The sequence below is a fragment of the Pantoea allii genome (assembly GCF_002307475.1).
Classification (GTDB): Bacteria; Pseudomonadota; Gammaproteobacteria; order Enterobacterales; family Enterobacteriaceae; genus Pantoea; species Pantoea allii.
Genome location: NZ_NTMH01000032.1, coordinates 60,260 through 81,083, shown reverse-complemented (window position 1 = coordinate 81,083; position 20,824 = coordinate 60,260). Strand labels below are relative to the sequence as shown.

The 20,824-nt window shown below is 50.8% G+C and carries 15 protein-coding genes; 10 read left to right on the top strand and 5 right to left on the bottom strand.

Annotation, left to right across the window (positions count from 1 at the left end; all coding sequences use genetic code 11):
* Window positions 1-15: 15 nt before the first annotated feature.
* The gene (gene lplA, locus CMR03_RS12240; RefSeq protein ID WP_096011549.1) at window positions 16-1,032 is read left to right on the top strand and encodes a lipoate--protein ligase; all 1,017 of its coding nucleotides are present in this window, start codon (window positions 16-18) and stop codon (window positions 1,030-1,032) included.
* 89 nt (window positions 1,033-1,121) lie between these two features.
* On the opposite strand, the gene CMR03_RS12235 is transcribed toward lplA, so the two are convergent.
* Window positions 1,122-2,012, bottom strand: a complete 891-nt coding sequence (locus CMR03_RS12235; protein ID WP_096011548.1) for an ABC transporter six-transmembrane domain-containing protein — start codon at window positions 2,010-2,012, stop codon at window positions 1,122-1,124.
* 94 nt (window positions 2,013-2,106) lie between these two features.
* Here CMR03_RS12235 and CMR03_RS12230 point away from each other — a divergent pair, with 94 nt between their 5' ends.
* The 5 genes from CMR03_RS12230 to CMR03_RS12210 all read left to right on the top strand — a co-directional run bounded on the left by CMR03_RS12230 (window position 2,107) and on the right by CMR03_RS12210 (window position 7,416).
* The gene (locus CMR03_RS12230; RefSeq protein WP_096011547.1) at window positions 2,107-2,691 is read left to right on the top strand and encodes a TetR/AcrR family transcriptional regulator; all 585 of its coding nucleotides are present in this window, start codon (window positions 2,107-2,109) and stop codon (window positions 2,689-2,691) included.
* A gap of 466 nt (window positions 2,692-3,157) precedes the next feature.
* Entirely contained in the window at window positions 3,158-4,540 is a 1,383-nt protein-coding gene (locus CMR03_RS12225) for a diaminobutyrate--2-oxoglutarate transaminase (protein ID WP_063877053.1), read from the top strand.
* 14 nt (window positions 4,541-4,554) lie between these two features.
* Window positions 4,555-6,021, top strand: coding sequence for a pyridoxal phosphate-dependent decarboxylase family protein (locus tag CMR03_RS12220; RefSeq protein WP_096011546.1), 1,467 nt, complete (start codon window positions 4,555-4,557; stop codon window positions 6,019-6,021).
* A gap of 515 nt (window positions 6,022-6,536) precedes the next feature.
* Window positions 6,537-7,007 carry a DUF1203 domain-containing protein gene (locus tag CMR03_RS12215; protein ID WP_096011545.1) on the top strand — a complete coding sequence of 157 codons (471 nt, stop codon included), beginning with the start codon at window positions 6,537-6,539 and terminating at the stop codon, window positions 7,005-7,007.
* Window positions 7,008-7,128: 121 nt separating this feature from the next.
* The gene (locus CMR03_RS12210; protein ID WP_063877050.1) at window positions 7,129-7,416 is read left to right on the top strand and encodes a VF530 family protein; all 288 of its coding nucleotides are present in this window, start codon (window positions 7,129-7,131) and stop codon (window positions 7,414-7,416) included.
* Window positions 7,417-7,496: 80 nt separating this feature from the next.
* On the opposite strand, the gene mqo is transcribed toward CMR03_RS12210, so the two are convergent.
* Both mqo and CMR03_RS12200 read right to left on the bottom strand, forming a co-directional pair.
* The gene (gene mqo, locus CMR03_RS12205) at window positions 7,497-9,152 is read right to left on the bottom strand and encodes a malate dehydrogenase (quinone) (RefSeq protein ID WP_096011544.1); all 1,656 of its coding nucleotides are present in this window, start codon (window positions 9,150-9,152) and stop codon (window positions 7,497-7,499) included.
* Between the two features lie 369 nt (window positions 9,153-9,521).
* On the bottom strand, window positions 9,522-10,466 hold the full coding sequence (locus tag CMR03_RS12200; RefSeq protein WP_096011713.1) for an Rpn family recombination-promoting nuclease/putative transposase: 945 nt from the start codon (window positions 10,464-10,466) through the stop codon (window positions 9,522-9,524).
* A 268-nt stretch (window positions 10,467-10,734) separates the two neighbouring features.
* Between CMR03_RS12200 and CMR03_RS12195 the strand changes: the two genes are divergently transcribed.
* Window positions 10,735-12,366 carry a sensor histidine kinase gene (locus tag CMR03_RS12195; protein ID WP_096011716.1) on the top strand — a complete coding sequence of 544 codons (1,632 nt, stop codon included), beginning with the start codon at window positions 10,735-10,737 and terminating at the stop codon, window positions 12,364-12,366.
* Complete coding sequence (dcuR, locus tag CMR03_RS12190) at window positions 12,363-13,082, top strand: two-component system response regulator DcuR (protein WP_063877047.1); 720 nt, start codon at window positions 12,363-12,365, stop codon at window positions 13,080-13,082. Before CMR03_RS12195 ends, dcuR begins: the two co-directional genes overlap by 4 nt.
* Here dcuR and CMR03_RS12185 read toward each other — a convergent pair.
* The gene (locus CMR03_RS12185) at window positions 13,076-14,044 is read right to left on the bottom strand and encodes an FAD:protein FMN transferase (protein WP_096011712.1); all 969 of its coding nucleotides are present in this window, start codon (window positions 14,042-14,044) and stop codon (window positions 13,076-13,078) included. The two genes, dcuR and CMR03_RS12185, sit on opposite strands and share 7 nt — an antisense overlap.
* A 66-nt stretch (window positions 14,045-14,110) precedes the next feature.
* Window positions 14,111-16,888, bottom strand: a complete 2,778-nt coding sequence (locus tag CMR03_RS12180) for a flavocytochrome c (protein WP_096011711.1) — start codon at window positions 16,886-16,888, stop codon at window positions 14,111-14,113.
* 587 nt (window positions 16,889-17,475) lie between these two features.
* Here CMR03_RS12180 and CMR03_RS12175 point away from each other — a divergent pair.
* Both CMR03_RS12175 and fumA read left to right on the top strand, forming a co-directional pair.
* The gene (locus CMR03_RS12175) at window positions 17,476-18,984 is read left to right on the top strand and encodes a DASS family sodium-coupled anion symporter (protein WP_063877044.1); all 1,509 of its coding nucleotides are present in this window, start codon (window positions 17,476-17,478) and stop codon (window positions 18,982-18,984) included.
* A 156-nt stretch (window positions 18,985-19,140) separates the two neighbouring features.
* A complete protein-coding gene (gene fumA / locus CMR03_RS12170) occupies window positions 19,141-20,787 on the top strand; it encodes a class I fumarate hydratase FumA (protein ID WP_096011710.1) in 1,647 nt (548 codons plus the stop codon).
* Window positions 20,788-20,824: the final 37 nt, after the last annotated feature.

The following is a 20,824-nucleotide window of genomic DNA, read 5'->3' as shown; positions in this document are numbered from 1 at the left end:
GAAACGGAGTTGATAATGCCCCCTTTGCGTTTACTGTTATCAGAATCGAACGATCCCTGGTTCAACCTGGCGGTGGAGGAGTGTATTTTTCGCCAGATGCCGGCGAGCCAGCGGGTACTGTTTTTGTGGCGAAATGCAGAAACCGTGGTGATTGGTCGGGCGCAAAACCCGTGGAAAGAGTGTAATACGCGTCGAATGGCAGAGGATGGCATCAAACTGGCGCGGCGCAGCAGCGGGGGCGGAGCGGTATTCCATGACCTGGGAAACTGCTGCTTTACATTTATGGCGGGCAAACCCGAGTATGACAAAAGTGTCTCAACCGCCATCATCCTGCAGGCACTGGCAAAGCTGGGCGTGAATGCCCAGGCGTCCGGACGCAACGACCTGGTGATCGATACGGATGAAGGCGTGCGCAAAATTTCCGGTTCGGCTTATCGTGAAACCCCCGATCGTGGCTTCCATCATGGCACAATCCTGATGAATGCCGATCTGTCACGCCTGGCAAATTATCTCAATCCGGATAGCAAAAAATTACAGGCTAAAGGGATCGCCTCGGTACGTGCACGCGTAACCAATCTGCAAACCCTGGTTCCCGATATTCGCTACGAACATATCTGCCACGCTATCACTGAAGCCTGTTTTGAACATTTTGCCACGCGTTGTAAACCCGAGCACATCTCACCCGACCGGCTGCCCGACCTGCCCGGCTTTGAACAACAGTTTGCCCGGCAAAGCAGTTGGGAATGGAATTTTGGTCAGGCGCCGGACTTTTCACACGTACTGGATAATCGTTTCGTCTGGGGCGGTGTGGAAATCCATTTTGACGTTGAGCGCGGCACGATTAGCCGCTGCCAGATTTTCAGTGACAGCCTGAATCCTGCGCCTCTGGAAATGCTGGCCTCACGCTTACAGGGTGCAGCCTATCAACCTGATGTGATGGCGCAGCACATTGAAGCGTTAAAAGCGGAATACCCACTGCAGCAGCATGAACTGGACGAACTGACGCCATGGCTGGTGGCAAGCGTCAGTTAACAGGTGATGCGCGGCTGCCTTTGCCAAAGCCCGCCAGCATGTGGGCAACGACAGGCGACGTTACTGCCGTGCCGTTGCCCCTTTCGCGCTTAGCTTCCTGTATTCACGCGCTGACCTATATCTTTGAGTTGCGAGTATTTTTCAAGCAGGCGCGGCCCGTCATCCAGGCTCATTGCGAACATCCACAGATAGGTCATCACGGAATAGATATGTCCTGCATCACCAATCCCTTTTCGGGTCATGGCGAGGATCGTAAAGGCAAACAGCAGCGCCGCAGCCGTACCGATGGTCAAAAAACCCAGCGCCTCACGATCGGAGAGTCCAATACGTAATCGCGCCAGCACAGCGTAGTGCTTCGCCAGTGTGGGTGCCTGCGCCATCGTCACCAGACTCACCTCTTTTTCAAGCCGGTTATTCAGACGACCAAACAACGCCTCATTCTTGCGTGAGAAGCCGGGTAAAAAACAGGCAAGAACCAACAAAATGATCACACAGCCCACGCCGGTCCAGAATTCAATCACCAGCAGCATGATGGCTGCGCCGCTGATCGATGCCAGAGAAGTGATCAGCATGGGCAGATGAAGTTCGAAAAAGTCCACAAACTCACGTGACAACGTCACACGAGCGGCAACCGTTGACGCATTATGCTTTTCGTGACGCTGCGCCACGATAACCGGCACCGCCAGTTCGGCATAAATACGGGCGAAGGTGCGGGTATCGACGCTGCGTCTTGCGGCTCCGATGACCCACATCGTAAATACCATGACCGCATAGAGCACAGCATAGAGCGCCTGCCCGGTGACAATGGCGTTTATGGCAAACCCGGCTAATAGCGGATAAAGCAGGTAGGTGACGTTTTCTGCCACGACTAAAAGCAGAGTGAGCGCGAGCTTTTTATTGTGACGTCGACCTAACCTCTTTAAGGTCGCAATAGCGTTTGGTGGTGCGAGATCCGGTGGTGTCGTTCGGGTAGAACACATGATTTTCTTTTCTTAAACGGTTAGAATTGAGCGAATGCTCAAGTACCAGCGCATCGTATTTGAGCGTTTGCTCAAAGTCAATTCGGGAGTGATGATGAAAGCACCAATGGCAACATCTGGGGAAACCTTGAAAGAAAAAATCCTCACAGGCGCCGTCGCGCTTTTTATCGAAAAAGGCATTGAGAAAGCCACGACGCGGGAATTAACGGAATCGCTGGGTATATCGCGTAGCCATATTTATCACTATTTCCCTGACTGGCACACGCTTACCTTAACCGCGCTGGAACACTTCATGCAGCGCGAGTTAGAGGAATTTACCGCTGAACTGGCCGGCCTGGAACCTGAGCAGCAACTACACTGTATGATTGAAGGCCATATACCTGATACTTCAGATTCGGTCTGGCGGCTCTATGCTTCTTTCTGGCAGATGGCGGCACATAACGCCGATTATGCAGACTTAGCCGACAAGATTACGGCGGGCTGGGATGCGTTGCTCTGTGACATTATTCGTGCTGGCGTTGCACAGGGTTGTTTTCATACGGATGATGTCGCGCGCAGCGCGCGCCAACTCAATGCCATGCTTAATGGCTATGCTGATATGTTGAGCATTAAATCTTCGCCAGAAAAAATTGAGCAGGTCATGGCCGACATTAATCACTTTATACAATTTATGCGTTAACGGAGCGGGAAGGACGCAAAGCGTCTTTTTCTCGCGTATTGGCTTTAATGGAATGTTAAATAGAAGTTATACGAATATTCATTCTTAGCTTTTTAGTGTGTCATTCAGATGGCGTGCGTTTTACATTTTGTTGGTTGATTAATCTCAAATTTTATCGCTTATCTGTCCTGAAATGCTTGCTAACACACTTTATTTTTCGCTGGCAGATTCTCACGGGAATGCGGTAAGCAGGTGTTTTTAGGCGCTTTATTGTTTACTCATTTTAACATAAGCGGTTTACCTCGCTTCCCTTTTCGGGCTAAGTCGCTGGTTTATAAAGTAAATACATCCACAAATCCTTATAAAATTAATCATTGAGTCCTGTGTTAAAAAACCCTATATTGGCCGCGTTTTTAACACCAGCTCTAAATTTTATTCACTTATCCAACTGCAGCGTGATGCCACGCCCGGTTGTAGGAGAGATATGATGACGGATAAAGTCCGTATTGATAGTTTGAATGCGAATACATTAAACGGTAACAATGAGACTTATCTGGCCCGCCAGGCCGAGTTTGAATCAAATGTTCGAAGTTATCCGCGTAAATTACCGTTAGCGATTGCGAAAGCTAATGGTGTCTGGATCACAGACGTCGAGAACAAACAGTATCTTGACTGTCTTGCCGGTGCCGGAACGCTTGCGTTAGGTCATAATCACCCTGACGTACTGCAAAGCATCCAAAATGTCATTACCAGCGGCTTGCCGTTACATACTCTGGATCTGACCACGCCATTAAAAGATGCGTTCTCAGAATATCTGCTCTCCCTGTTACCGGGTCAGGGCAAAGAATATTGCCTGCAATTCACCGGGCCTTCCGGCGCGGATGCGGTCGAAGCGGCGCTCAAGCTGGCGAAGAAACACACCGGCCGTTCAGGTGTGATCAGCTTCTCCGGCGGTTATCACGGCATGACGCATGGTGCACTGGCTGTTACCGGCAACCTGTCACCTAAAGAAGCCGTCAATGGCATGATGCCAGAAGTCCAGTTTATGCCTTACCCGCATCTGTACCGCTGCCCGCTGGGCATTGGTGGTGACGCCGGTGTGAAAGCCCTGACCTACTACTTCGAAAACCTGATCAACGATGTTGAAAGTGGTGTCCGTAAACCTGCTGCTGTGATTCTCGAAGCGGTTCAAGGTGAAGGCGGCGTGAATCCGGCACCGGCTGAATGGCTGCAACGCATCCGTAAAGTGACGCAGGAGCACGGTATCCTGCTGATTCTGGATGAAGTTCAGGCAGGATTTGCCCGTACCGGTAAATTCTTCGCGTTTGAGCATGCCGGCATTGAGCCCGATATTATCGTGATGTCAAAAGCGGTAGGCGGCGGTTTACCGTTAGCCGTGCTGGGGATCAAAAAGCAGTTTGATGCCTGGTCACCGGGCCATCATACCGGCACGTTCCGTGGCAACCAGCTGGCGATGGCGACGGGCCTGACAACGCTGAAGCTGCTGAAAGAAAACAATATCGCTGACAGCGTCGCGGAAAAAGGTGAGTGGCTGAAAGGCAAACTTGGCGAACTGCAGCAACGCTATCCGGCCATCGGTAACGTGCGTGGTCTTGGCCTGATGCTCGGTATTGAAATGGTCAAGCCAAACGACGCGCAGGATCATATGGGCTGCTACCCGGCTGATGGTGATTTATCCGCTCTCATTCAGAAGAAATGCTTTGAAAATGGCCTGATCCTTGAGCGCGGTGGACGCCACGGCAGCGTATTACGTCTGCTGCCTTCCCTGCTGATCAATCATGATGAAATGCAGGTCTTCCTGGATAAATTTGAAAGCGCCCTGCTTGCCGCTGGCGTCGAAGCAGTTTGAGTGGAGTAAAGTCGATGTCACGGTCAAATCCAATTCTGGCGTCCTCAGTGCAAAGCACTGAGGCTTACCAGCAGGCTATCGCACAAAGCAGTGCGGCAGTCGTTAAGTGGCTGGAACAGCCTGAGATGTATCAGGGTAAAACGGTTGCAGAACTGCGCGAACGCATCAAGCTGGACTTTAATCCAGAGGGCCTGGGCAACCAGGTCGCCATCGAACGCGCGATTGAGTATTTCCTGAAAGACAGCCTGTCGGTGCATCATCCGCAGTGTGTTGCGCATTTGCATTGCCCTAGTCTGGTGATTAGCCAGGCGGCTGAAGTGCTGATTAACGCCACGAACCAGAGTATGGATTCGTGGGATCAGGCACCCTCTGCCACCCTCATTGAAATGAAGCTGATCGAATGGCTGCGTTCCCAGGTTGGCTATCAGGCGGGCGATGCCGGCGTGTTCACCAGCGGCGGAACCCAGAGCAATCTGATGGGTTTGATGCTGGCGCGTGACGCGTTCTTTGCCCGCCAGGGTCATTCTGTACAGCAGGACGGTCTGACTGGCGATCTCAGAAAGATCAAAGTCTTTTGTTCAGAGAATGCCCACTTCTCAGTGCAAAAGAACATGGCGCTGCTCGGCTTAGGCTACCAGTCCGTGACGTTGGTGAAATGCGATGCGTTTGCACGCATGGACATGACCGATCTGTCGGAGAAACTGGCACAGGCCAGGGCCAACAACGAACAGGTGCTGGCCATTGTCGCGACGGCAGGCACCACCGACGCCGGTGCTATCGATCCGCTGCGTGATATCGTCAAACTGGCCGCAGAACAACAAATCTGGGTGCACGTTGACGCGGCCTGGGGCGGCGCGCTGCTGCTGTCAGAGAAATATCGTCATTACCTGGATGGCCTGGATCTGGTGGATTCCGTGACGCTGGACTTCCACAAACAGTTTTTCCAGACCATCAGCTGCGGGGCGTTCCTGTTAAAAGAAGCCCGTCACTACGAGTTGATGCGCTATCAGGCTGCGTACCTGAACTCTGAGTTTGATGAAGCGCAGGGCGTGCCAAATCTGGTCTCAAAATCGTTGCAGACCACCCGCCGTTTCGATGCGTTGAAACTGTGGATGGGGCTGGAAGCCCTCGGCCAGAAACAGTATGCCGAGATCATCGATCATGGCGTAACCCTGGCACAGCAGGTCGCTCAGTTTATTGAGCAGCAAGATGCGCTGGAGTTGGTAATGAAACCACAGCTGGCGAGCGTGCTGTTCCGTTATCGTCCACAGCCGCTAACGGGCTGGAGCGATGCAGACGTTGCCCTGTTCAATCAGCGTATTGGTGATGCGTTGCTGGAATCGGGTCGCGCCAACGTTGGCGTAACCGAGCACAACGGTGTGACCTGTTTGAAAATGACGTTGTTGAATCCAACGGTCACGCTGGAGGATATTACTGTCCTGCTGACGCTGCTGGAGAAGACCGCCGAGTCATTGCGCTAAGTGCGATAACCGTCCGGTGACACTGTCACCGGACGGTTGCTTTCTGCCAGACCTGCCTACTGCCATTATCGCCTTACCAACTGTCGCCGATATTAAAGTGGCATTTCCCCTGGTACCTGTTCCATTTTACTGGCTGACAACCGTGGCGTCGTCTGCTGTGTGCTCTGGAGACAACACGCTCATCCTTCATTGCAGCCCTCATGGACGTCCTGAAGGGTAAACCGTCTTCCCCTCGGTCTTTTTCAAAGCGAAGAGCCGGCAAGATGCCGATGTTGTGTATTCCTTTCCAGGCCCTGCCACCGGGAAAAACGCGCCAGGTCAATGCTGACCATCGCTGACGTCAATCATCTCTGAAACGCACCTGAAACAGTTCTGTTAACGCAGGAAGGACGTTATAGCACTGCGAAAAAACGTCATCCTCCAATGGCTTCACGCAGCGATCTCTGTGGCCGCAAACAGCGAGTACTTCCGACCAACAAAGGATACTGTCCGTCTGTTAATTAGCGGAGGATGAAATGAAATACCGAATCTCAGGCCTGAAAGCCGATCCCTTTATCCATCTTTTTGGACAGGATGAAGGCTATTTAAAACAACATGGGGTGATAAGAAAAAAGGTCGATAGTCATCCTGGCTATCCCGACAGAATTTCCCTGCGCGATATCCCGGCAGGCGAAACCGCGCTACTGATTAATCATCTCTATCAGCCCGCCCAAACGCCCTATTTTGGTTCTCATGCGATCTATCTTTGGGAAAACTGGACCCAGCAGGGAATTTACACAGATGAAATACCTGCGGTCATGACGCACCGGCTGCTTTCGTTACGGGGTTTTGATGCGCATGATTATCTGACACAAGCAGACGTCTGTGAAGGAAGCGCCGCAGACGAGATGATAATGCGTTTTTTTGCCAACCCGGCGGTCTGTTATATCCAGGTGCACAATGCAAAACAGGGATGTTATTCCTGTCTGGTTGAGCGCATTACGTAACCTCTTTACCGCATCCGTGCAGCAGATCTCCAGGGCAAGCAGGGTTTATGTTCAGTAAACACTTGCGCCATGCAACGCCATCCCGCAGGATCAAGGTTTGACAGCATTAAGCGGAAAGACGATGAACGTTCACGCCTCTAAAGATCCCCTGCATGGCATTACGCTTGAAATGCAGGTCAACAGCCTGGTCGAACAGTATGGCTGGCCTGAACTGAGCAAGCGTATCAATATTAACTGTTTTAAAAGCGATCCCAGCGTAAAGTCCAGCCTGAAGTTTTTGCGCCGAACGCCCTGGGCGCGTGCCGAAGTGGAAGCGCTCTATCTGGCTTCATTGAGTGAATCTGAGCCGGATTCTGCGCCCCCAGCCACTGATGATCCCTGGGCTAACTGGCGCGGCGATAAAACCTGATAATTTTTACCGCATTGTTTAGACGTAAAAAAAGCCCGCGTCATCAATGACGCGGGCTTCGTTTTTTCTCAATTACAGCATTACAGCGCCATATCGTGCTTAGCCGAGGCTGGAGCAGGTGCTTTTTCGCTTTTGGCGGCAGGTGCTTCAGTTGGCTGATTTCCCATCTGAATAACCGGTGGCTTGGTCAGCTGCAGCGTTGCTGCTGTTTCATCCCAAACCTGCTGCGTGAGCGCAGGATTGTCGTTAAGTTTCTGACCATAGGCAGGAACGATTTTACGGATTTTTTCCTGCCATTCTGCTGACTTGAATTGTTCAGGGAACAGTTTCTGCATCACATTGATCGCGATGGGCGCGGCGGTCGACGCGCCAGGCGATGCGCCCAACAAGGCGGCAACGGTTTTCTGCTGATCGGTCACGATTTCCGTACCCAGTTTCAGCACGCCGCCTTTCTCCGCATCTTTCTTGATGATCTGTACGCGCTGACCGGCCTGAATCAGTTTCCAGTCTTCTTTCTTCGCGTCAGGATAGTACTCTTTCAGCGCGGCGAAACGGTCATCATCGCTCAGCATAACCTGACCGATCAGGTATTTCACCAGGTCGAAGTTATCCATGCCCACGTGCGTCATCGGCATAACGTTGCTGGTGGTCGTAGTGCTCAGTAAATCAAACAGCGAACCATTTTTCAGGAACTTGGTTGAGAACGTTGCAAAAGGTCCAAACAACACTACACGTTTACCATCAAGATAGCGGGTATCCAGATGCGGAACCGACATCGGTGGTGCACCTACCGACGCCTGGCCATAGACTTTCGCTAAATGGCGATCGGCAATGGCAGTGTTCTCTGTGACCAGGAAAGAGCCCCCGACCGGGAAACCTGCATAGTTGTCGGCTTCCGGAATACCGGTTTTTTGCAGCAGTTTAAGCGCACCACCACCTGCACCAATAAACACATATTTCGCGTCGACAGTACGTTCGCCGCCGTTTTTGGCGTCTTTGATGGTAACGTGCCAGGAATTATCACCGTTACGTTTGAAATCGGTCACTTCTGAAGAGGTTTCCAGACGGAAATTATCGTTCTTCTTCAGGCTGCCAATTAACTGACGGGTAATTTCACCGTAGTTAACATCGGTTCCCACTGGCGTCCAGGTTGCTGCCACTTTTTGTTGTGGATCGCGCCCTTCCATGACCAGCGGTGCCCACTGTTCAATCTGCTTGTGATCGGTTGAGAATTTCATGCCCTGGAACAGCACGGTTTTCTGCAGCGCAGCATAGCGTTTGGTCAGGTAATCAACGTTATCACCCCAGACGAAGCTCATATGCGGCGTTGAGTTAATGAACGAGCGCGGGTTATTTAACACGCCATCTTTAACCTGAGAACTCCAGAACTGGCGAGAAATCATGAATGCTTCATTGATTTCCAGTGCTTTGGTCACGTCGATAGAACCGTCTGCACGCTCGGGCGTGTAGTTCAGCTCCATGTTGGCAGAGTGGCCGGTGCCGGCATTATTCCAGCCATTAGAGGATTCCAGCGCAACACCATCAAGCTTCTCAACCATGATCTGTTTCCAGCCAGGCTGCAGCTCTTCCAGCAGGGTGCCCAGAGAGGCGCTCATGATACCGCCGCCAATTAGCAGGACATCTGTTTTTTCTGGTGAATTTTCAGCGTGGGTAACTGAAGAAACGAGTAACGCTGCAAGCGACAATGCAGGTACAAATTTAGTTGATTTAATCATTCGGGATCTACGATTTTTGTGGAGAACTGGTTAAAAAAAGTCCCGAAATTTTAAAATATTGTTATTGCGTAGTTAATATGAAAATAGTTAAAAAATTAAAAGGCAGGATGGTGCAGTTAATTTAGTTACAAAAGGTTAACTTTGTTATCGATATATTTTAACCACACAATAAACGGGCGTTTCGCAATATTCAATGCCTTAACACAAATATTCTGTGTGAGGCTAAAAAACAATAATAAGAGCAGCTCCGGCCTTACTCTGCGTCTCTATTAGCCTGGCAGGCAGCCTGAAGGGCTTTTACAACTGTTTGCGAATAAACGCCGAGGCTATTGACGTTGTCTGGCAATAGCCTGCCGCTATGGGCACCGCTTAGTGACGGATCAGCGCGAGGTCGTCTTCGTTCAGCCCGGTCATTTTCATTACCGTCTCACGATCAAGGCCGCTTTGCAGCATTGTGCGGGCAATTTTCAGTGTCGCTTCGCGTTCCCCTTCAGAGCGACCTTCTTCGCGACCCAGCTGGATGCCTTTTTCCATGCCTTTTTCAATCCCTTTTTGTTCAAGCTGTTGTGCAATGGTCATCAGTGCATCTCCGTGTTGCGGCACGCGATGTGCCAGTTCTCTTACCAACGCCTCAGCATCGGCGGTTTCGCCCGCCTGCACAATATAGTGTATCAGCGATATGACCTGTGATGAAGAAAGATAGCCCGCCAGCAATACTGGGACCAGCTTATCCACCAACTCCGCTAAATCACGCTGGTGAATATGCTTCTGCAGCAGGGTTAGTGCCGCCATACTGCGGTGCTCAGCAATCTCCTCGTCAGGAATAATGGTGACATCCACCAGCGGGAACGCCTCGCCGTATAGCCTGCTGGCCAGCGCAGGATCGGTAAACTCATCCAGCCAGCGCGTGGAATAAGGATACGGGCTACGTTTACCGGTATAGAACAAGACCGGAATCACCAGCGGTAATGTTTTATGGCCGGCTTCAAGGTGGCGCTGCATCGCGGCCACAGCGTAACGCAGCAATCTCAATGCCATGTGCTTATCAGGTGAGGACTGATGTTCGATGAGCACATGGACGTAGCCATCGTCACCATGGGTGGTTTTCAGGCTGTACAACACGTCACTGAAATATTGGCGTAGGTCATCTTCAACGAATGATCCTGATTCGAGTTTTAACGTGCTGAGGTCGCAAACCGCCCGTAATTCCGCAGGCAGGTGCAATTCCATAAAATCCCGCGCAATCTCTGGCTGTGTAAGAAACTGTCGGAAGGTCGCATCGTGAGGCGTGGGCGTCGTGTTTTTTTTCTTCATCTTTCCTGACTCTGAAATCGCATCCTGGTGTAAAGGGAACGCACGCGAAACCGAATTTGTCGATTCACACAGACATTTTGCACAGCACGCGCTGATTTACCTGCCATGCTGTCAGAAGGAGCCACAAGCGTTGCTCGTTATCATGCCAGACATACGCGGTCGAAAGCACGCTAACCGGCTTAATTTGCCGGATGTCAGGCTCAAACTGTACTGGTGCCACGACTTCGCGTATGTTGCACCGCGACCCTTAACACTTCTGATGCACACTATGAATGTATCCCGGCCACACCGTTCGTCAAAAAAGCGCCCGATGAAGCTCAGCACCTTATCGTCACTGATGATGGCAGCCGTGCTGATGACCGTATTACTCAGCGTCCATCTGCTTTACTACATTCAAATCGATAATTTCACACGCTCGCATGTGAAAGATAAAGCGCTGGCGGTGGCACGGACCCTGGCTGACAGCCCTGAGATTCAGCAGGCGCTGACCCGGCCTGACGGCAGCGCTATCATCCAGCCCATTGCGCAGGCAACGCGTAAACGTAACGATTTGCTGTTCGTCGTGGTAACCGATATGCGCGGCATTCGTTTTTCTCACCCAAACCCTGAAGTGGTTAATCAGCACTTTGTCGGGGACGATATCAATCCGGCGCTGCGTGGCAGGGAAAATGTCGCGGTCAATCATGGCGTACTGGTTGAAGCACTCAGAGTCTTCACGCCTGTTTTTAATCAAGCGCATCAGCAAATTGGTGTGGTGGCGATAGGGATTTCTGTTAACGATGTCGCGGCGCAGATCGCCAAAAGCCGCTGGAATATCCTCTGGACGGTACTGTTTGGTGGCCTGGTTGGCATGCTCGGCATTTTAATCTTAGTGAAACGCCTGAAGCGCATCTTACTGGGATTAGAACCTTATGAGATCTCCAGCTTGTTTGAACAGCGTCAGGCTATTCTCGATTCCATCAAAGAGGGCGTGATTGCCGTTGACGATCAATCCCGCGTCAGCCTTATCAACCAGGCCGCCCAGCAGCTGTTAAAAGAAACCACCCGCGAAGCCTTTCTGAGCGGCGACCGCGTGCCGGAAAACGCACAAATGCTGGCCCACCTGCGCGAAGCATTACATGATGGTAAGGCCTCGTATGACGAAGAACTGAACGTACGGGGCAAAATACTGATCAGTAACACCGTGCCGGTGCGGAGCCGCGACAGCATTATCGGCGCGGTAAGTACCTTCAGGGATAAAACAGAAATCAGTCAGCTGATGCAGCGTCTTGATGGCATGGTAAACTATGTCGATGCACTGCGGGAACGCTCCCATGAGTTCATGAACAAACTCCATGTGATCCTTGGGCTGCTGCATATGAAAAACTATGCGCAGATGGAAGAGTACATTCTTAAAACCGCCAATAACTATCAGACAGAGATTGGCTCGCTGCTGCAGAAGATTAAGTCGCCTGTCATTGCGGGCTTCCTGCTGAGCAAAATTAACCGCGTGACCGATGAAGGCCATCAGTTGATCCTGAGCGAAGCCAGCTACCTACCCGACAACGGCAGTGAGCAGCAAGTCGCCGCATTAATCACGGTGCTGGGGAATCTGATTGAAAACGCGCTTGAAGCGCTTGATCCGGAAGTGGAAGGGGAAATCCATGTCATGCTGCATTATCAAAACGGCTGGCTGTCATGTGAGGTCAGCGACGACGGCCCCGGGATTCCTGCCGATCAGATAGCCGCTATTTTCGAACGCGGCGTCTCTACCAAAGGTGAAGATCGTGGCGTTGGACTGTTTTTACTCAAGCAACAAACGGAAAGCCTGGGCGGTAACGTCAGCGTTGAATCCGAGCCGGGCGTGTACACCCAGTTCCTGGTTCAGCTTCCGTGGGAAAGAGGAAATATTAACGAATGATCAATGTGTTAGTTGTAGACGATGATGCCATGGTGGCCGAACTGAACCGATGCTATATCGGGCAGATTGACGGTTTTACCTGCTGTGGCACTGCGTCCACCTTACTGCAAGCCAAAGAGCGACTGTTAAAGACAGATCCGGCCGTTGATCTTATTTTGCTGGATATTTATATGCAGCAGGAAAACGGACTGGACCTGTTACCCGAGCTGCGTAGTGCAGGTCGCCCGATTGACGTCATTATCATCTCTTCTGCTGCCGATGCGGCGACGATCAAAACGTCTCTGAATTATGGTGTCGTCGATTATCTGATTAAACCGTTTCAGTTTTCGCGCTTCGAAGAAGCCCTGACCGGCTGGCGCCAGAAAAAACGATTGATGGATAATCATCAGTTTTATCAGCAAGCCGATGTCGATCAGCTGTTGCACGGTAATCAGGCCAATGCCAACGAGACAAAACGTCTGCCAAAAGGGCTGACGCCGCAAACACTGCGCACCCTCTGTTTATGGATTGATGCGCATCCCGGTACAGAGTTCTCGACCGATGAGCTGGCAACCGAGGTGAATATATCGCGCGTATCCTGTCGTAAGTATCTGATTTGGCTGGCTCAGAGCAATATTTTATTTACCAGCATCCATTATGGTGTAACGGGTCGACCGGTTTATCGCTACCGTCTGCAACCTGAGTACCACGCGCTTTTACGCCAGTACTGTCAGTGAGGAAGCTGATAGCTATTATCCAGTAAGGTGAAGCTGAAGTGGCGTTGTGACGAACAAATAACCTGCTTGTCGCGCGTCACGAAGATGGCTTCAATGTCAGGAAAGGTTTTCAGATAGTCGATGCCCTTTTCAACGCCCATGCCATAAATCAGCGTGGTGAAAATATCACCATCGATTGACTGGTCCGAAATAATGGTCACGCTAAGCAATTCATTATCCAGCGGATAGCCGGTACGCCGGTCAAGAATATGGTGGTAACAGACGCCGTCCCGTTCGAAGTAACGCTCATAGATGCCGGACGTCACTACTGATTTGTTAACCACATGAATGACGCCAATCAGCGCATCCTGCGCTGCAAACGGGGTTTTCAGACCGATAGTCCATCCCTGCTGCGGCGCATCGCGTGGTGCGCCCAACGTCTGCACGTTGCCGCCAAGGTTAATCAGGGCACTGTCCACGCCATGCTGCTGCAAAAATGCCTGCACACGATCGGCGATGTAGCCTTTAGCGATCGCGCCTAAATCAATCTCCATCCCCGCTTTTTTCAGAAAGACTGCACGACTGTCAGCATCAAGCTCGACGTTCTCCGGATCGGTTAAGGGCAACGTCGCCAGCAAGGTCTTCCGCGCAGGAACGCTGTCGCCCTGAAAGCCAATCTTCCAACATTTTACCAGCGGACCAATCGCCAGATTAAAACTGCTGCCTGGCAACAGGCTGACCGTTAACGCGCGCTGAATCAAATCAAAGACGGGTTGACTGACGCTCACAGGATGCAGACCTGCAGCATGGTTAACAGCCATCACTTCGGAGTGCGCCCGGTTAACCGTCAGCAGATTCTCATACTGTTTAATTAACCTGAAAGCCTGAGCGGCAAGCTTTTCGTTATGATCAAACAGCTTAAGCAGAATGGGCGATCCCATCAGGACGGCAGAATAAGCATAAACTTGCGAATCGGTTTGCATAAGCGACACGGCCCTGAATGAAATAAAACCGGCATCTGCGTGCTGGCAGATGCCGGATGTCACGGCTTAACGTTTGGCGAAAGCCGCTGCGTTTGCGCCGGCCAGAATACCAAAGATGATGATATCCGCAACGGCGTTACCGCCGATACGGTTTGCGCCGTGAATACCGCCGACGACTTCACCGCACGCCCAGGCACCGTTGATGGCCTGTTTGTCACTGTCAAGCACCGCCGTGGTGGTATCGATGGTGACACCGCCCATCGTATGGTGAACGCCAGGGGCGATACGAATGGCATGGAAAGGCCCTTCATTCAACGGATGGCGCAGCGCCGTCTGTCGGTCAAAATCGACGTCTTTCTGCTGCACAACAAACCCGTTGTAGCGTTGCAATGTGTCTTCCAGCGTCTGATGCTCCATATTCAGTTTCACTGCCAGTTCACCGACGGTGGGAGCACTGATGACAAAACCTTTGGCAATATACTCATCAGCCGCTTTGTTATTCATACGGACCTGCTCGTCAAACACAATCCAGGCGCTTTTCTCTGGCAGCGCAATAATCTGTGCCGAGACTTTATCGCGGGTTTCCATTTCATTACAGAAACGCTGTCCCGCCTGGCTGACCAGAATGGCCCCACCGCCACGAATGGACTCGGAAACCAGATAGGATGTTGTCTGTTCAACCGTTGGGTGAATCTGAATTTCACCCATGTCCACGGTATCTGCGCCGATTTTTTGCAACATTGCGATGCCCGCGCCGGTGGCACCTTTATGGTTAGTGGTAACAAAGCCATCCAGCTCAGGACGGTATTTGACCACCATTTCCCGGTTAGCGCTGAAACCGCCCGTTGCTACGATGACACTTTTCGCGTTGAGGATGCGGCTGTCGTTGTATTCGTCCACCACTTTCACACCGCTGACCGCCCCATTTTCAAACAGGATTTCCTCTACGGCAGTTTCCAGCAACACATCGATGTTGCGGTTATTGATATTTTTCACCAGCCCACTGATCAGGAAGCCCCCTACCGCTGAGCGGTCGGCAGGGCGGTGTGTACGGTCAATACTCATGCCACCGGTGATGGTAATGTCATTCAGTTCAATACCGTGATCAGCCAGCCAGTCAATCGCCTCGGGCGCCAAATCCACAAATTCGCGCAACAGAGTTGGGTTATTTTTAAATTTGCCGCCCTTGAGGGTTTCTTCATAAAACAGTTCTTTACTGTCTTCAATCCCTTTTAGTTTCTGAAAGCGCGTTTCAGCCGCGTTCATTCCGACAGACGCTTTAATGGTGTTGCCACCGATAGTGGGCATTTTTTCAATGACAACCACTTTGGCGCCTTCATCATGAGCCTGAATAGCCGCAGCCAGCCCGGCACCACCACTTCCCACGACCACGACATCATACTGCTGCGGCGCGTTCGGATTGCCGCCCTCCTCAATCACATGGGCTTTATTGGATGTGGTCATCGCACGTGAAACCGCTTTTTTCAGCGCCTCACTCTGCGTTGTCGCACCGGTGATAGCATCCACGTGCGGGCTGTTAGCCACCAAAATACGATTACGCAGGCTTTCAAACGTGGTGGTGAAGTCGACGTCGAGCGTATCGTCCGGCACCAGAGAAATATCCGTAATACGGTCAGTATCCAGCGTGACGTTGATTTTCAGCTTCAGCGCCTCGGCCTCCACTTTCTCCTGATAAACCCCGGCTTTGTATTTACGTCCGGTTTCGCTCATGTCACGAATCATCGCGTCAACCAGCGAGAAGCGCCACAGCGGCTCAGGGATCAGTAACGCTTCACGTTTGTTACTGTCGATATAGAGTTCGAGGTGCTCATTATTGATGATGCGGTCTGTCCAGTCTGGATAAGCGATACAGGCTTTCCCGATCGCAACCAGGTCGTAGCCTTTTTCCAGCGCTTTCTCTGCATCTTCTTTGTTTATCACGCCGCCAACACCAATCACCGGCACTTTTGCCAGGGTTGCGGAGCGCATGGCGACGAACTTTTCAATGAGCGGCGTCGGATCGCGGGTATCTACGATTGACGGGCGCATGAGCTGTCCAACGGAAAAGTGAACATAATCCAGCCCGCGTGCCGCCAGCTTTTCCAGTAGGTACAGGGTATCTTCAAAGCGGATACCCGGGACTTCAATTTCTTCAGGGGAAAAGCGATAGCCGATAATAAAACCGTTATGCGCAAATCGCGCGGCCATTTTATGGGTGATTTCCAGGACTTCTAAGGGAAACCGGGCACGGTTATCGCGGCTGCCGCCCCACTTATCCTCGCGTTGGTTTGAATTGGGGGAGTAAAACTGCTGAATCAGATAGGTATTTGCACCATGGATTTCCACACCATCAAAACCGGCTTTGATGGCGCGGTTAACGGCATCACCAAACTTGGTGATCATGGTTTCGACTTCCTCAGCCGTTAATGCACGTGGTGTCGTTGCGCCTTCCCGCGGTGCGGCAATCGCGCTTGGAGCAACAGGCGTTTTACCGCCTATTAGCTCAGGCTCAACCATACGACCACCATGATAGATCTGTAAAATCGCCGTCGATCCTTCTTGCTTGATGGCGTCAGCGATTCTCTTTAAACCCGGTATTTTGTTATCACTGTCGATGGCAATGGCACCTGGAAACGCGGGGCCATGCGGATCGATAAAGCAGCATTCAACAATGACCGTTCCGATACTGCCAGCACGGGCACGATAATATTCAACCAGTTCACTGGTGACGGTTCCGTCATAAAATCCCGTACAGGTCGTCATCGGTGCCATTATCAGACGATTTTTTAAAACCGCGCCCCGCGGCAAAGTAATGGGATTGAGAATGGGGGTGAGTGTATTCATTGCGATTAACTCCAAAATTTCAAAAGCTGGGAATTTTTTGCGGACGCTATTTTATTAATAATTAAGTGGTCCGATGTCATGACACTAATATACCAATTATTTTAGTTTCATAAGCTATAATTTTAATTATTTAACTTTTAAATATTTCTGCCTGGCTATTTGCGAAAAACAAAATCGTAATGTATATTTATTGTTAACCAATAGTTAACTAAAATCAATTGAAAGCATAAAATTAAAAAATAACCAATAAAAACAACATATTAATAAGATAATTTTGTTGGGCACCATTCAAAAAATCGCCAAAAAATATTATTAATTAATATATCTAATCTATTTATACGTTATAAAAAATATGATTGTTAAAAAATTAAAAATATAATTTAACTTACTTGATCTGGATCAATATTTTATTTGGAATAAATCGCATCATATCGACATGACCTCTTAAAGTTTCTGCATCGCATTCGTGGAAACGCTTAAAAAATATAAAGCATCACGGTTTATTCGCATAAACAAGAATAAAAAGGCAAGTATTGATGAATAGCCGGGACGCAGATCGAATTATCCTTAACACGTAGAAAAATACTATGAAAACACTCTCAAACGTCAAAGAGCCCCCAAAAGCAGCCCCTGCAGCTGCGGGCAAAAATAAAGCGCTGATGTTAATTCTACCGATTGTGGTAGCCGTGCTTTTATTACTTGTTCCCGTGCCATCAGGTCTTGAGCCTTATGCATGGCACTTCTTTGCTATCTTCGTTGGCGTTATCGTCGGGCTGATTTTTGAACCGTTACCCGGCGCAGTAATTGGCCTGACCGGAGTGGTCGTCATTGCCCTGTTCAGTCAGTTTCTGCTTTTTAGCCCGGCAGAGCTGGCCAATCCCAAATTTAAGCTGGCCACCGAGTCATTCAAATGGGCGGTGAGTGGCTTTGGTAACTCAACGGTGTGGCTGATTTTCGGCGCATTTATGTTTGCCGCCGGCTATGACAAAACCCAGTTTGGTCGCCGTCTGGCACTGATTCTGGTGAAATACCTGGGCCGCCGGAGTTTAACCCTGGGCTATGCCATTACCTTCGCTGACTTACTGCTGGCCCCTTTCACCCCGTCTAATACGGCGCGCAGTGGCGGCACCATTTATCCCATCATAGCTAACCTGCCACCGCTGTATGGTTCAAAACCCAATGATCCCAGTGCGCGTAAAATTGGATCTTATCTGATGTGGGTTGCCATCACTGCCGCCTGTATCACCAGCTCTATGTTTCTGTCTGCTCTGGCTCCCAACCTGCTCGCCCTTGCGTTAGTCAAAAGCGTTATTGGTTTTGATATTTCATGGGGAATGTGGTTCCTTGCCTTTCTGCCACTGGGTCTGCTGCTGATTCTGACGATGCCGCTGCTGGCGTACTGGTTCTACCCGCCTGAAGTGAAAGTGAATGATGAAGTGCCTCGCTGGGCCATCGCTGAGCTGGAAAAACTGGGTAAGCTAACCCGCAATGAAATTCTGTTACTGGTGTTTGTGGTCTGTGCGCTGCTGATGTGGATTTTTGCCACCGCCTGGATCGAACCAGCGATGGCAGCCCTGCTGGTCATTATCCTGATGCTGTGGACCGGCGTTCTCAACTGGAATGACATCACCAGCAACAAAGCCGCCTGGAACACTTTTGCCTGGTTTGCCACGCTGGTTGCCCTGGCTGATGGTTTAGCCCGTGTAGGCTTTATCGCCTGGCTGGGCAAAGAAGGGGGAATGTTGCTGCAAGGGTACGACCCACAAATATCCGCTGTGGTACTGCTGATTGCCTTCTTCCTCTTGCACTATCTGTTTGCCAGTACCACCGCGCACACTACCGCGTTGCTGCCTGCCATGTTGACCATTGCGGCCTCAATTCCAGGTATCAATATGCCGGTGTTCTGCCTGATGCTGTGTACTTCGCTGGGTGTCATGGGCATCATCACACCTTACGGTACTGGCCCAAGCCCCATTTATTACGGCAGCGGCTACTTACCGACAAAAGATTACTGGCGGTTGGGTACCATCTTTGGCGCTATCTTCCTGATTGCTATGATGCTAATCGCCTATCCCTGGATGGTGTGGATGTTCTGATGGTGCCAAATGCAATTCGACGCGTCATAAGATAACATGCCAACACTTGCCAGCCTGTGTTAAAGGCTGGCAAGCATAATAAACAACTCATTCGCCTTTGATGTTGCTCCTGTCAGCCTGCCTTAATGGAGCCAGCACGTCATTAAGTGAGATACTATGTCGAACAAACCTTTTTTTTATCAGAACCCCTTTCCTCTTACCCACGAGGACACCGAATACTATCTGCTCAGCCCTGATTATGTTTCCGTTGCTGAGTTTGACGGCCAGTCCATCTTAAAAGTGGATCCACAGGCATTGACCCTGTTGGCACAACAGGCATTTCATGATGCCTCTTTTATGTTGCGCCCCGCCCACCAGCAGCAGGTGGCGTCAATTCTGGCCGATCCTGAAGCCAGCGATAACGATAAGTACGTTGCGCTGCAGTTTTTACGCAATTCAGAGATTGCGGCTAAAGGTGTATTGCCCACCTGTCAGGACACGGGCACGGCCATCATTATGGGGAAAAAAGGCCAGCGAGTCTGGACCGGCGGGGGTGATGAGGCGGCGCTGTCACAAGGTATCTACAATACCTATATCGAAGATAACCTGCGTTACTCGCAAAACGCCGCGCTGGATATGTACAAAGAAGTGAATACCGGCACCAACCTTCCGGCGCAGATTGACCTGTACAGCGTGGACGGTGATGAATACAAATTCCTTTGTATTGCCAAAGGCGGCGGTTCCGCGAACAAAACGTATTTGTATCAGGAAACCAAAGCGCTGCTCAGCCCGGGCAAGTTGAAAAATTATCTGGTTGATAAAATGCGCACGCTGGGTACGGCGGCTTGTCCTCCTTACCATATCGCCTTTGTGATAGGTGGAACCTCTGCCGAAAGTACGCTGAAAACCGTAAAGCTGGCCTCGACCCATTACTACGATGGCTTGCCAACAGAAGGTAACGAGCATGGTCAGGCGTTCCGTGATGTTCAGCTTGAGCAGGAGTTACTGGAAGCGGCGCAGCAGCTTGGGCTGGGAGCACAGTTTGGCGGCAAATATTTTGCGCATGACATCCGCGTAGTCCGCTTGCCTCGCCACGGCGCATCCTGCCCCATTGGCATGGGTGTTTCATGTTCCGCCGACCGCAATATCAAAGCAAAAATCAACCGCGACGGTATCTGGATTGAAAAACTGGAAACCAATCCGGGACGCTTTATCCCTGAAGCATTGCGCAAGCAGGGTGAAGGCGAAGTGGTTCATATCGACCTGAACCGTCCAATGAATGAAATCCTTGCTCAGCTTTCGGAATATCCGGTTTCAACGCGTTTGTCTCTGACCGGCACCATTATTGTTGCCCGCGACATTGCGCATGCCAAATTAAAAGAACGTATTGATAACGGCGAAGGGCTGCCGCAGTACATTAAAGATCACCCGGTCTATTATGCTGGTCCGGCAAAAACACCGGAAGGCTATGCATCGGGTTCACTGGGCCCGACCACCGCAGGCCGTATGGATTCCTATGTCGATCTTCTGCAGGCCAATGGCGGCAGCAAAGTCATGCTGGCAAAAGGCAACCGTAGCCAGCAGGTCACCGATGCCTGTCATAAACATGGCGGTTTCTATCTTGGCAGTATTGGTGGACCCGCTGCCGTTCTGGCGCAACAGAGCATCAAGAGTCTGGAGTGCGTGGAGTATGCAGAGCTGGGAATGGAAGCCATCTGGAAAATTGAGGTAGAGAATTTCCCGGCCTTCATTCTGGTTGATGACAAAGGAAATGACTTCTTCCAGCATATTGAACGTGAACACTGCTCGCGCTGTGTGAAATAAACTTACGCAGTCAGCAATACAAAACGGCCCCTGTTAC

What these genes read in the sequence shown, in the direction of transcription:
- lplA (WP_096011549.1), top strand. Translation starts at nt 16, where the DNA reads ATGCCCCCTTTGCGTTTACTGTTATCAGAATCGAACGATCCCTGGTTC.
- CMR03_RS12235 (WP_096011548.1), bottom strand. Translation starts at nt 2,012, where the DNA reads ATGTGTTCTACCCGAACGACACCACCGGATCTCGCACCACCAAACGCT.
- CMR03_RS12230 (WP_096011547.1), top strand. Translation starts at nt 2,107, where the DNA reads ATGAAAGCACCAATGGCAACATCTGGGGAAACCTTGAAAGAAAAAATC.
- CMR03_RS12225 (WP_063877053.1), top strand. Translation starts at nt 3,158, where the DNA reads ATGACGGATAAAGTCCGTATTGATAGTTTGAATGCGAATACATTAAAC.
- CMR03_RS12220 (WP_096011546.1), top strand. Translation starts at nt 4,555, where the DNA reads ATGTCACGGTCAAATCCAATTCTGGCGTCCTCAGTGCAAAGCACTGAG.
- CMR03_RS12215 (WP_096011545.1), top strand. Translation starts at nt 6,537, where the DNA reads ATGAAATACCGAATCTCAGGCCTGAAAGCCGATCCCTTTATCCATCTT.
- CMR03_RS12210 (WP_063877050.1), top strand. Translation starts at nt 7,129, where the DNA reads ATGAACGTTCACGCCTCTAAAGATCCCCTGCATGGCATTACGCTTGAA.
- mqo (WP_096011544.1), bottom strand. Translation starts at nt 9,152, where the DNA reads ATGATTAAATCAACTAAATTTGTACCTGCATTGTCGCTTGCAGCGTTA.
- CMR03_RS12200 (WP_096011713.1), bottom strand. Translation starts at nt 10,466, where the DNA reads ATGAAGAAAAAAAACACGACGCCCACGCCTCACGATGCGACCTTCCGA.
- CMR03_RS12195 (WP_096011716.1), top strand. Translation starts at nt 10,735, where the DNA reads ATGAATGTATCCCGGCCACACCGTTCGTCAAAAAAGCGCCCGATGAAG.
- dcuR (WP_063877047.1), top strand. Translation starts at nt 12,363, where the DNA reads ATGATCAATGTGTTAGTTGTAGACGATGATGCCATGGTGGCCGAACTG.
- CMR03_RS12185 (WP_096011712.1), bottom strand. Translation starts at nt 14,044, where the DNA reads ATGCAAACCGATTCGCAAGTTTATGCTTATTCTGCCGTCCTGATGGGA.
- CMR03_RS12180 (WP_096011711.1), bottom strand. Translation starts at nt 16,888, where the DNA reads ATGAATACACTCACCCCCATTCTCAATCCCATTACTTTGCCGCGGGGC.
- CMR03_RS12175 (WP_063877044.1), top strand. Translation starts at nt 17,476, where the DNA reads ATGAAAACACTCTCAAACGTCAAAGAGCCCCCAAAAGCAGCCCCTGCA.
- fumA (WP_096011710.1), top strand. Translation starts at nt 19,141, where the DNA reads ATGTCGAACAAACCTTTTTTTTATCAGAACCCCTTTCCTCTTACCCAC.